The organism is Crenalkalicoccus roseus (assembly GCF_004761865.1).
Lineage (GTDB): Bacteria > Pseudomonadota > Alphaproteobacteria > Acetobacterales > Acetobacteraceae > Crenalkalicoccus > Crenalkalicoccus roseus.
On record NZ_SJDM01000070.1, the window covers coordinates 1 to 9649 of the forward strand.

The window sequence follows — 9649 nt, forward strand, 5'->3', positions numbered from 1 at the left end:
CGGTCGAGAGCTTCGAGCCGGGGATGATCCTGTACCGCCGTGGCATGGGCAGCGTGGAGGTGGTGAATCCCTCGGGGGGCGGGTCGCACGCCGCCTTCGCCCGCAGGGCGTTGGAGGCGGCGGCGGTGGGCGCCGGCCTGACCTATGACCAGGTCTCCGGCGACCTGACGCAGGCCAACTACTCGTCCCTCCGCGCCGGCAAGATCGAGTTCCGCCGCCTCTGCGAGCAGGTGCAGTACGGCATGCTGATCCCGATGCTGGTGCGGCCCGTCGCCGAGCGCTTCCACGCCCAGGGCGCGCTGCTCGGGCTGTGGGGGACGGACATGCCGGACGGTGTGTCGCATGTGCCGCCGGCGCACGAGATGATCGACCCGCTAAAGGATACCACCGCGCTGATTGCCCAGGTGCGCGCTGGCTTCGTCCCGCAGCCCGAGGCGGCCGGGGCCTTCGGCTACGACTTCCGGGCCGCCGTGGAGATGATCCGCGAGGCCAACGCCCTGCTCGACGAGGCCGGCATCTCGCTCGACACCGACCCGCGCCGGGTCGCGAAGTCCGGCGCAGCGCAGGACGCCGCGCAGATGGCCGCGGTCGAGATTGCCGCCACCGGCGCCGCGGCCCCGCCGCGCGAGATCCCAGCACAGGGCTGACCATGACGGACATCATCGAACCGGGCGGGGGAGACCCCGCACCGGAGCTTGCTGCTGCGCCCATCTTGGCGCAGCGCGCGATTGCCGCGCCTGCCACCGTCGATCGCGCCGCCCGCACCGTCGAGGTGGTGTGGAGCACCGGCGCCCGCGCCCGCAACTTCGTCCCCGCCCTTGGCCTCATCACCGAGGAGCTGGAGATGTCGCCGAACGCGGTGCGCATGGAGGCGCTGCGCTCCGGGCGCGCTCCGGTGCTCGACACCCACCGCCGTGATGGTGCCAGGGATGTCCTTGGCCNAGCACCGGCGCCCGCGCCCGCAACTTCGTCCCCGCCCTTGGCCTCATCACCGAGGAGCTGGAGATGTCGCCGAACGCGGTGCGCATGGAGGCGCTGCGCTCCGGGCGCGCTCCGGTGCTCGACACCCACCGCCGTGATGGTGCCAGGGATGTCCTTGGCCGGGTCACCGCCGCCCGCCTCGAGCGCGGCCGCGGCTACGCCACGCTGCAGTTCTCGACCGCCGCCGACGTCGAGCCGGTCTGGCAGCGCATCGCCGACGGCACGCTGCGGGCGGTGAGCGTCGGCTACCGCGTGCACCGCTACGAGCCGCGGGCCGACCCCGCCACCGGCGAGATCGTCCACCGCGCGGTGGATTGGGAGCCCTTCGAGATCTCCGTCGTGCCGGTCCCGGTGGACCGGGATGCCGCAGTGCGTGGCGAGGCGCCGCAGGGCGCGCCCGCCATCGCGATCGAACCCGCCCTGCCTGACGAGGACACCACCATGCTCGAGACGACGCCGGAGACCCCGGCCGCGCCGGCCGCCCGGGACGTTCCCGCGCCGTCGGCGCCCCCCACCCCGCCCCAGGAGACCACCGTGACCACCAGCCCAGAACCCAGCCGCGCCGCGCCCGCAGCGGTCGCACCGCCCGATCTCGATGCCGTGCGCGCCGAGGCGAGCCGCGCCGAGCGCGAGCGCATCGCCGGCATCGATGCCGCCGTGGAGGCCGCCCGCGCCCTGCTGCCGGCGGACCGCATCACCCCTATCCGTGCCGAGGCCATCGCCCAGGGCTGGACCGGCGACCAGGCCCGCCGCGCCCTGTTCGACGCCCTGGTGGCCAAGGGCCCGCGGCCCTCCATCCCCGCCCGCCCCGAGACCGGCCCCGGCCACGACGACCCGGCGCAGATCCTCGACGCCATGGCCGAGGCGCTCGCTGTGCGCGCCATGCCCGGCTACCAGCCGCAGGGCTCCGGCCGCCACGCCGAGTTCCTCGGCTGGCGCCCCTCCGACATGCTGCGCGAGCTGCTCGCCCGCCGCGGCGAGCGCAACCCGCCCCGCAATCCGACCCTGCTCGCCGAGCGCGCCTTCCACACCAGCTCGGACTTCCCGCTGCTGCTCGCGGCCGCCGCCAACAAGATGCTGCTCGCCGCCTACCAGCCGGCGCAGCCGACCTATCGGCAGATCTTTCTCCGGCGCGACTTCCGCGACTTCAAGCCGCACCGGCACCTGCGCATCGGCGACTTCCCGACCCTGCTGCCCCTCGCGGAGAACGGCGAGATCCAGGTCGGCACCATGTCCGAGAGCCAGGAGATCGTCCTGCTCCAGACCTTTGCCCGCAGGATCCGCGTCACCCGGCCGATGCTGGTCAACGACGACCTCGGCGCCTTCACCGATTTCGCCGCCGCCATCGGCCGGCGCGTCGCCGAGTTCGAGAACGCCACCGCCTACAACCTGCTCAACAGCGCCAATGGCGACGGGCCGACGCTCGCCACCGGCAACGCGCCCGTGTTCGGCACCGGCGCGGCGCGCGCCAACAAGGCCAGCACCGGCACGGTGCTCGACACCGCGACCATCGGCGCCGGCCGCGCCGCCATCATGAAGCAGCGCACGCTGGACGGCCTGCCGATCTCGATGGGCCAGACCATGCGCCTCCTGGTCGGGCCGAACCTCGAGCTCGCCGCNGCCGCCATCATGAAGCAGCGCACGCTGGACGGGCTGCCGATCTCGATCGGCCAGACCATGCGCCTCCTGGTCGGGCCGAACCTCGAGCTCGCCGCCCGCCAGGCGACGGTGGTGGTGCAGGCGAGCGAGACGGCCAAGGCGAACGTCTTCGCCGGCTTCGTGCAGCCGGTGATCGAGCCGCTGATCCCGGGGAACCGCTGGTACCTGTTCTCCGACCCGGCCGCGGCGCCGGTCTACGTCTACGGCTACCTCAACGGCGCCGAGGGGCCGCAGGTCACCACCGGCCCGGTGCAGGGCGCCGACGGCGTCGAGGTCGGCGTGATCTTCGACTTCGGCGTCGGCGCCATCGACTGGCGCGGCGCCTGGTTCAACCCGGGCACCTGATCCTTCCCACCACCACAGCAGCTTCGTCGAGGGCGTCCTGCGGGGCGCCCTCAGCGCCTTCAGGAGACCCTCCCATGCGCAACTGCCTCCGTCCCGACGCGCGCTCCATCCCGATGGTGGTGCCCTACGCGGGGGGCATCCTCGCCGGCCAGGGCATGCTGGTCGGCGCGTTCTTCGGGGTGGCGGCCTCCGACGCCGCCCAGAACGCTACCGTCGAGTGCGAGACCCGCGGCGAGTTCGAGCTGCCCAAGGACCCCGCACAGGCGATCTCCGCCGGCGCGCGCGTTTTCTGGGACAACACCAACCGCCGCATCACCACCACCGCGACCGGCAACTTCCAGGTCGGTATCGCGACCATGGCAGCCGCGGCATCGGACGCCACGGTGCGGGTGATGCTCGCCCGCGTGCCGGCGTCGGGGGCGTGATGGCCGCGCTGCTGCCGCGCGACCGGGCGCGCCTCGCGGGCGTGCACCGGGACCTGGTCCGCGTCGTCGAACGGGCTCGCCAGCAGGTGCCGTTCATCGTGACGGAAGGGGTGCGCTCGCGGGAGCGCCAGGCCCGGCTGGTCGCGATCGGCGCCTCGCGCACCATAGACAGCCGGCATCTGACCGGCCACGCCGTCGACCTGGCCTACTGGCTCGACGACGGCGACGGCGTCCCCGAACACGGCGAGATCCGCTGGGACTGGCCGCTCTACGAGCAGATCGGCGCCGCCATGAAGGCTGCGGCCAAGGCGCTCGGGGTGCCGATCGTCTGGGGCGGCGACTGGACCTCCTTCCGCGACGGGCCGCACTTCGAGCTTGACCGCAAGGCCTATCCGTGACCGGCGCGGCGATCCTTGGGCTGCTCGGTCGGCATGCCCTGCCGATCGGTCTGGCAGCGGCCTGCGCCATGACGGCGCTGGCCGCCTGGCACTTCCGCAGCCAGCGCGACGCCGCCCGCCTCGTCGCGGCGATGGCCACCCGCACCGCGGAGGCGAACGCCGCCGCGCTGGCCCAGGCCACCGCCGAGCATGCGCGCCACATCGCGGCGCTGACCGGCGAGGCCGAGCGTGCCCGCGCCCGGGCCGCGCGCCTCGGCGCCAATCTGGAGGCCCTTCGCCGTGACCCGAGCCACGCTGCCGGCGCTGCCCCTGTGCTGCGCGCTGCTGTCGAGCGCCTGCGCGCCAGCCGCAGCGCCGGAGATCCGCCTGCTGCCGCTCCGCCTCCCTGACGCGCTGCTGGTCTGCGCCCCGGCGCCGGCGCTTCCGGCCACGGATCACCTCACGCAGGGCCAGGTAGCGGAGCTGCTGCTGGCCTATGACGCCGCCCACGCCGACTGCGCGGGGCGGCTCGCCGCGGTGCGGCGGCTGAACCCGGCCGATGGGGGCGAGCGGTGAACGCCTTCGACGTCGCGATGGCGGCGCTCGTCGCCGATCCGAACCTCGGGGTCGAGGCGGTCTATCGGCAGGGCGGCACCGGCGCGCCCATCGTCGTCAGGGTGCTGCGCTCCTCGCCCGACCGCGTGGCCGACGCCTTCGGGACGGAGATCCTCTCGGCCACCGACATCCTCTCGGTTCCCATCGCCGTCCTACCCGACCTCGCCGCCGGCGACCGCTTCGCCCTCGGCCCCGACCTGCTCACCGTCAGCCACGCCGAGCGCGACGCCGCCGGCATCGCCTGGCGCGTCCTCTGCCAGCGATAGGAGCCCCCATGCCGCAGACCACCCTCACCCTGCTGGAGATGCTGCGCGACCTGCTGTTCGGCGCCGCGGCCGGCTTCGCCGGCGGCTTCGTCCGCTGGAACAACCCCGAGCGCCGCCGCTTCGGCTGGTGCCTCGCCTGGGAGGTGCCCTCCGCGGCGCTGGTCGGCAGCGCCGGCTATGCCCTCGGCGGCTTCCTCGCGTTCAACGAGTACGGCCGCTTCCTTTTCGCCTTCGTGTTCGGCTACCTCGGCCAGGCCGCGCTGCACGACCTCGCCGTCGCCATCATCCGCCACCGCACCGGCCTGCCGCCGGGGGGCGGGACGCCGTGAGGCTCGCCGCCACCATCCTCGGCGACCTGCGCCAGGCGCTCGCGGCCGAGGTGCGCGCCGGCGAGCGCGCGGCCATGACGGCGATCCGCGCCGAGACCGAGCAGGTCAAGGCGGAACTGCGGCGGCAGGTGACCAGCGCCTTCGGCGGCAATGCGCGGGGGATCGCCAACGCCTGGCGCAGCCAAGTCTTCCCCCGCTCGGGGCAGTCGCTCCGCCCCGCCGGGCTGGTCTGGACCAAGGTGCCCAACGTGATCGACGCCTTCGAGCGCGGCGCGCTGATCCGCGCCAAGGGCGGGCGAAAGTTCCTGGCGATCCCCACCGGCTTCAACGCCGCGCGGGGGCGCCGGGGCCGCGGTGACAAGGGTCTGCGTGTCACGCCGGCGCAGATGGTCGCCTCCGGGCAGGGCTTCCTGCGGCCGTTCCAGTCGGGACGGGGCTTCGTGTGGTGCCTGCCGCTCCGCCAGGGCGAGCAGACCGGCCGGCGCCGCCGCACCCGGCTGATCGCCGGCGGCCTCGCCGAGATCGGCACCGCCAACCGCAAGGGCCGCGAGGCCTGGGCGCGCGGCATGCTCGCGCGGGGGATGGTGCCGATGTTCCTGCTGCTGCCCCAGGTGAAGCTCGCCAAGCGCCTGGACGTGAAGGGCGCCGCCGAGCGCGGCCTGCGCCGGCTGCCGGGGCGCTTCGTCGCGGCCTGGGAGCGCGAGAGCGGGAGGCAGGCGCCATGATGAGCCGTCGTGCCAGTCTGCTCCTGCTCCTTGTCCTCTCCGCGCTCGGCTGGCTCTGCATCGGCCTCGCCCTGGCGGTCACCTGGGTCGGCGGCCGCTTCGTCGCGACCCTGCTGGGCTGGGCATGAGCCTCCGCGAGGCCGCCATCGCCGCCCTGCACGCCCGGCTCGTGACGGCGCTGGCATCGCGCCATCCCGCCCCGCTGGTGCTGCGCGGCGAGACCGTGCCGCAGCGCCTGCCGCCGGGCGGGCTGGTCGTCATCCGCGATGGCGAGACCGTCGAAGAGACGCCGATCCTCTCGCCGCTCGCCTGGGCCATCGAGCACCGCGCCGAGGTCGAGGTCACCGTCGCCGGTGCGACGCCCGCGGCCCGGAATGCCCTGCTCGACGGGCTCCTGGTGGACATCGCCGCCGCCGTCACCGCCGACCGCACCCTGGGCGGCGCCGTGGAATGGGCGCAGCCCGGCGCGCCCGAGTTCGAGGACGTCGAGGTCGAGGGCGCCGCGGCCGCGCGCGCCGCCTCGGTCCCCGTCGCGCTGTTCTTCACCGTCGCCGGCTCGCCGCTGGCCTGACGCTTCTCCCTCCCACTGACCCCGGAGATCCCCGATGCCCCGTGCCATCGGCGCCAATTGCCGCCTGCTCATGATCCCCGAGACCGTCTACGGCACCGCGCCCTCGGGCGACTGGCGGCGCCTGCCCTTCCTCTCCTGCGACCTCGGCGCCGAGCAGCCGCTGCTCGACGCCGACGTCATCGGCGTCGGCGGCAGCCGCGACCCGGCCGCCCCCTTCCTCGACACCGTCACGGTGCAGGGCCAGGCGGTGGTGCCGCTGGACCTCGTCAACATCGGCCACTGGCTGCGCCTGCTGCTCGGCCCGCCGACCACCACCGGCACCAGCCCGAACTTCATCCACAGCTTCGGCTCGGGCGCCGCGGCGCTGCCCTCCAACAGCGTCGAGATCGGCTACCCCGACGTGCCGAACTACGACCTCTGCACCGGGGTGCGCGCCGACACGCTGGAGCTCGACTTCTCGCCCACGGGTCCCGCCACCGCGACCTTCGGGCTGATGGGCCAGGGCTCGACGCGCAGCGCCGCGAGTTCGGGCGGCACGCCGACCAGCGCCGCCTACACCGCCTTCAACAAGGCGCAGGGCGCGATCAGCCGGAACGGCTCAGCGCTCGCCCAGGTGACCGGGGCGCGTCTCACCTACGCGAACGGCATGGAGATGGTGCGCACCATTCGCGCCGATCGGAAGGTCGAGGGCGTGGATCCCGGCATCGCGCGCGCCACCGGCCAGATCACCGCGCGCTTTGCCGACACCACGCTGCTCACCCAGGCGCAGAACAACGCGCCGGCGGAGTTTGCCTTCAGCTATACGATCGACGCGAACCGCAGCCTGACCTTCACGCTGCACGAGGTCTATCTGGCGCTGGCCAAGACCCCGATCGAGGGGCCGGCCGGCGTCGAGGCGAGCTTCGCGTTCCGCGCCGCCTACAACGCCACGGCAACACGCATGATGACCGTGGTGCTCCGGAACCAGCAGCAGGCGAGCGAGTATGCGTGAGGATCACGCGCCGCCGAGCAGGTCACGCAGCAGCTCCTGCAGGTCGCGCGCGCCATGCAGGACCCGCAGGATGCGCGGCGGCGCCGCCGTCGCCCGATAGACGATCACGTAGGGGAAGTCCGGGACGACCAGGAAGCGCACCTCCTCCGGTGCCAGGGCGGGACGGACGACCCCGATCCGCGGATAGGCCCCGATCCGGACGGCAGCCGCAACGACCTGCTCGCGCAGGCGGCGGGCCGCGGCAGGATTGTCGGTGGCGATGAACGCCGCCGCCTCGGCAAGGTCACGACGCGCCTGCGCCGAGAGGATCGCCGGGCGCTTACCGCCCATCGGGCGTTGCCCGAAGGCTGCCGGTCGGGCTCAGCGGGCCTGCTCCCGCGCCCGCCTGGCTTCCGCCTCGGCGATGATCGCGTCCATCTCCTCCGCGACCTGCTCGACCTCGAACCACCCGGTCTCGTCGGCCTCGCGCTCCGCCGCCTCGAGCATGCGCACGAAGGCCGCGCGCTTCTCCTCCTGCGCCTGCAGCAGCCGCAGCGCGGCGCGCATCACTTCGCTGACGTTGCCGTAACGGCCCGAGGCGACACAGGCTTCGGCGAAGCCTTCGAGCTCCGGCGTCAGGCTGACATTCGGCATCCCGCCCTCCTGTCCCTCGTCATGTCAGACTTTGACATGGCGGCTGCCCGTTTCAAGTCCGGAGACCGCCCATGCTCACCCTCGACCTCCCCACCGAGCCGTACTGGATCGATCTGGCGCGCGGCGTGCGCGTCGAGATCAAGCCGGTCACCACCGCCGTCATGGCGGCGGCGCAGGCCGCCGCTTCGCGCCGGCTGACCGCGATCCGCATCGCCGATCCGGACCTTGACCCCGACATGGAGCGCGGCCTGTCCTTCGCCTTCCTCGTCAAGGCGCTGGCCCGCCACGCCGTCACCGCCTGGGAGGGCGTGGACGACGCCGCCGGCAAGCCGCTGCCGCTCTCGCCCGAGGCGGTGGAGCGGCTGATGGACCTCGACGACATCGCCGCCGCCTTCTGGGACCGCGCCACCGCCCCCGTCGCCGCGGTGGCCATCGAGGGAAACGGCTAAGGGCCCGCGCCGCCTGGCACTTCGGGCGCGGGTCCGAATACTGCCGCGGTTGCGCGGCCCTTGGGCGCGACTGTGGCGCCCTTTGCCCCTACGCCGCCCACGCCCCCGCGAGCGTCGAGGGCGCCGCCGTATGGGCCGCAGGAACGGCCTGCGCCGAGGCCACGATGGGCGGGCTGAGCCTCGATATCGGCGGCGCGCTCGCCGCCGCGCGCGATCTCGGTGCGTCCGGCTGGGCCGCCGCCGAACTGCTGCTGGCCATCCGCATCGGCATGGCCGAAGGCAGCGCCGCCCGCCGCGAGAGGGAGACCACCTGACATGGCCGACGCCACCCGCCGCGTCTCGGTCCGCCTGTCGCTGGACGACGCCGCCCGGGTCAAGGCCGGGCTGCGCGAGGTCGGCGAGGCCGGCCAGCGCTCCCTCGACCAGATCAAGGGCGGCGCCGAGCGCGCGTCCCGCTCGCTCGAACTGCTGGACGTCGCCACGCGCGGCATCCAGCTCGCCGGCCTCGCCGCCGCGGCCCGCGCCCTGGTGCAGGCCGGCGACGCGCTGACCCAGGGCCTCTCTCGCCTGCAGCAGGCTACCGGCTCGGTGGAGCGCGCCGGGCAGGTCTACGAGGCCCTCTACCGCAACGCGCTCTCTACCGGCGTCGCGGTCTCCGAGAGCGTCGACGCCTTCCAGCGCTTCGCGATCGCCTCCCGCGAGATCGGCGCCACCTCCGACCAGGTGGTCCGCCTCGTCGGCGGGCTGCAGCGCGTCGCCATCGTCTCCGGCGCCTCGACCCAGGAGATCTCCTCGGCCACGCTGCAGCTCGCCCAGGCGCTGGCCTCGGGCGTGCTCCAGGGCGACGAGCTCCGCTCGATCCTCGAGGCCATGCCGCTGCTGGCTGAGGGCCTGGCGCGCGAGCTCGGCGTCTCGATCGGCCAGTTGCGGCAGATGGGCTCGGAGGGCCAGCTCACCGCCGAGCGGGTGTTCCCGGCGCTGCTGCGCGCCACCGAGCGGCTCGGCGCCGAGCTCGACCGCGCCCCGATCTCGCTCGGCCGCGCCTTCGGCCAGCTGACGGCAGCGACCGAGAACTTTCTCGGCCAGCTCGACCGCGCCATCGGCCTGTCCAACGCGCTGGCCCGGGCGCTCTCGGCCGCCGCGCGCGCGGTGGACAGCGTCCGCCAGGGCGCCGGCCTGCGCAGCGAGGAGGAACGCCTCGCCGGGCTGCGCCGCCGGGCCGAGGCGCTGTCTGCCCAGATTGGCCGGCTGGAGAGCGAGCAGGACGGCCGCGACAGCCTGCG

At 74.1% G+C, this 9649-nt stretch carries 17 protein-coding genes; 14 read left to right on the plus strand and 3 right to left on the minus strand.

The window, feature by feature from the left end:
- The 4 genes from ET526_RS20130 to ET526_RS20145 form a co-directional block, all read left to right on the plus strand.
- On the plus strand, positions 1–647 hold a 647-nt coding region (locus ET526_RS20130), incomplete at its 5' end, for a phage portal protein (protein WP_135470711.1).
- A 1282-nt stretch (positions 648–1929) separates the two neighbouring features.
- Positions 1930–2985 carry a phage major capsid protein gene (locus ET526_RS22725; RefSeq protein ID WP_456305129.1) on the plus strand — a complete coding sequence of 352 codons (1056 nt, stop codon included), beginning with the start codon at positions 1930–1932 and terminating at the stop codon, positions 2983–2985.
- Between the two features lie 74 nt (positions 2986–3059).
- On the plus strand, positions 3060–3410 hold the full coding sequence (locus tag ET526_RS20140; RefSeq protein WP_135470713.1) for a DUF2190 family protein: 351 nt from the start codon (positions 3060–3062) through the stop codon (positions 3408–3410).
- Complete coding sequence (locus tag ET526_RS20145; protein ID WP_135470715.1) at positions 3410–3808, plus strand: M15 family metallopeptidase; 399 nt, start codon at positions 3410–3412, stop codon at positions 3806–3808. The genes ET526_RS20140 and ET526_RS20145 overlap by 1 nt, the downstream gene beginning before the upstream one ends.
- Here the strand turns inward: ET526_RS20145 and ET526_RS20150 are convergent.
- Positions 3799–4101 (minus strand): hypothetical protein, encoded by a 303-nt coding sequence (locus ET526_RS20150; RefSeq protein ID WP_135470717.1) that lies wholly within the window; start codon positions 4099–4101, stop codon positions 3799–3801. The genes ET526_RS20145 and ET526_RS20150 overlap by 10 nt on opposite strands.
- Between ET526_RS20150 and ET526_RS20155 the strand changes: the two genes are divergently transcribed.
- From ET526_RS20155 to ET526_RS20180, 7 genes are read left to right on the plus strand one after another with little or no spacing between them, the layout of a single operon-like run.
- A complete protein-coding gene (locus tag ET526_RS20155; protein ID WP_135470720.1) occupies positions 4088–4363 on the plus strand; it encodes a hypothetical protein in 276 nt (91 codons plus the stop codon). The two genes, ET526_RS20150 and ET526_RS20155, sit on opposite strands and share 14 nt — an antisense overlap.
- Positions 4360–4668, plus strand: a complete 309-nt coding sequence (locus ET526_RS20160; RefSeq protein ID WP_135470722.1) for a head-tail joining protein — start codon at positions 4360–4362, stop codon at positions 4666–4668. The genes ET526_RS20155 and ET526_RS20160 overlap by 4 nt, the downstream gene beginning before the upstream one ends.
- A gap of 8 nt (positions 4669–4676) precedes the next feature.
- Positions 4677–4997 carry a phage holin family protein gene (locus tag ET526_RS20165; protein ID WP_135470724.1) on the plus strand — a complete coding sequence of 107 codons (321 nt, stop codon included), beginning with the start codon at positions 4677–4679 and terminating at the stop codon, positions 4995–4997.
- Positions 4994–5722, plus strand: a complete 729-nt coding sequence (locus tag ET526_RS20170) for a DUF6441 family protein (RefSeq protein WP_135470727.1) — start codon at positions 4994–4996, stop codon at positions 5720–5722. Before ET526_RS20165 ends, ET526_RS20170 begins: the two co-directional genes overlap by 4 nt.
- Positions 5719–5850, plus strand: coding sequence for a hypothetical protein (locus tag ET526_RS22465; protein ID WP_275668657.1), 132 nt, complete (start codon positions 5719–5721; stop codon positions 5848–5850). The genes ET526_RS20170 and ET526_RS22465 overlap by 4 nt, the downstream gene beginning before the upstream one ends.
- Positions 5847–6293 (plus strand): hypothetical protein, encoded by a 447-nt coding sequence (locus tag ET526_RS20175; protein ID WP_135470729.1) that lies wholly within the window; start codon positions 5847–5849, stop codon positions 6291–6293. The genes ET526_RS22465 and ET526_RS20175 overlap by 4 nt, the downstream gene beginning before the upstream one ends.
- Positions 6294–6327: 34 nt before the next feature.
- Complete coding sequence (locus ET526_RS20180) at positions 6328–7284, plus strand: phage tail tube protein (RefSeq protein ID WP_135470731.1); 957 nt, start codon at positions 6328–6330, stop codon at positions 7282–7284.
- Between the two features lie 3 nt (positions 7285–7287).
- On the opposite strand, the gene ET526_RS20185 is transcribed toward ET526_RS20180, so the two are convergent.
- Positions 7288–7614 (minus strand): type II toxin-antitoxin system RelE/ParE family toxin, encoded by a 327-nt coding sequence (locus tag ET526_RS20185; protein WP_135470733.1) that lies wholly within the window; start codon positions 7612–7614, stop codon positions 7288–7290.
- Positions 7615–7644: 30 nt separating this feature from the next.
- On the minus strand, positions 7645–7917 hold the full coding sequence (locus tag ET526_RS20190) for a type II toxin-antitoxin system ParD family antitoxin (RefSeq protein ID WP_135470735.1): 273 nt from the start codon (positions 7915–7917) through the stop codon (positions 7645–7647).
- A 71-nt stretch (positions 7918–7988) separates the two neighbouring features.
- Between ET526_RS20190 and ET526_RS20195 the strand changes: the two genes are divergently transcribed.
- The 3 genes from ET526_RS20195 to ET526_RS20200 all read left to right on the plus strand — a co-directional run.
- Positions 7989–8366: a hypothetical protein gene (locus ET526_RS20195; RefSeq protein ID WP_135470737.1), complete on the plus strand. Its 378-nt coding sequence runs from the start codon at positions 7989–7991 to the stop codon at positions 8364–8366.
- A 164-nt stretch (positions 8367–8530) separates the two neighbouring features.
- Positions 8531–8680 carry a hypothetical protein gene (locus tag ET526_RS21575; protein WP_192898734.1) on the plus strand — a complete coding sequence of 50 codons (150 nt, stop codon included), beginning with the start codon at positions 8531–8533 and terminating at the stop codon, positions 8678–8680.
- Between the two features lies 1 nt (position 8681).
- Positions 8682–9649, plus strand: a 968-nt coding sequence (locus ET526_RS20200; RefSeq protein ID WP_158295648.1) for a tape measure protein, incomplete at its 3' end; no start/stop codon positions are given.

Excerpts from the sequence above, each read along its gene's own strand:
- ET526_RS20185 (WP_135470733.1), bottom strand. The coding sequence starts at position 7,614 with ATGGGCGGTAAGCGCCCGGCGATCCTCTCGGCGCAGGCGCGTCGTGAC.
- ET526_RS20140 (WP_135470713.1), top strand. The coding sequence starts at position 3,060 with ATGCGCAACTGCCTCCGTCCCGACGCGCGCTCCATCCCGATGGTGGTG.
- ET526_RS20180 (WP_135470731.1), top strand. The coding sequence starts at position 6,328 with ATGCCCCGTGCCATCGGCGCCAATTGCCGCCTGCTCATGATCCCCGAG.
- ET526_RS20165 (WP_135470724.1), top strand. The coding sequence starts at position 4,677 with ATGCCGCAGACCACCCTCACCCTGCTGGAGATGCTGCGCGACCTGCTG.
- ET526_RS20195 (WP_135470737.1), top strand. The coding sequence starts at position 7,989 with ATGCTCACCCTCGACCTCCCCACCGAGCCGTACTGGATCGATCTGGCG.
- ET526_RS22465 (WP_275668657.1), top strand. The coding sequence starts at position 5,719 with ATGATGAGCCGTCGTGCCAGTCTGCTCCTGCTCCTTGTCCTCTCCGCG.
- ET526_RS20190 (WP_135470735.1), bottom strand. The coding sequence starts at position 7,917 with ATGCCGAATGTCAGCCTGACGCCGGAGCTCGAAGGCTTCGCCGAAGCC.
- ET526_RS20175 (WP_135470729.1), top strand. The coding sequence starts at position 5,847 with ATGAGCCTCCGCGAGGCCGCCATCGCCGCCCTGCACGCCCGGCTCGTG.
- ET526_RS21575 (WP_192898734.1), top strand. The coding sequence starts at position 8,531 with ATGGGCGGGCTGAGCCTCGATATCGGCGGCGCGCTCGCCGCCGCGCGC.
- ET526_RS20145 (WP_135470715.1), top strand. The coding sequence starts at position 3,410 with ATGGCCGCGCTGCTGCCGCGCGACCGGGCGCGCCTCGCGGGCGTGCAC.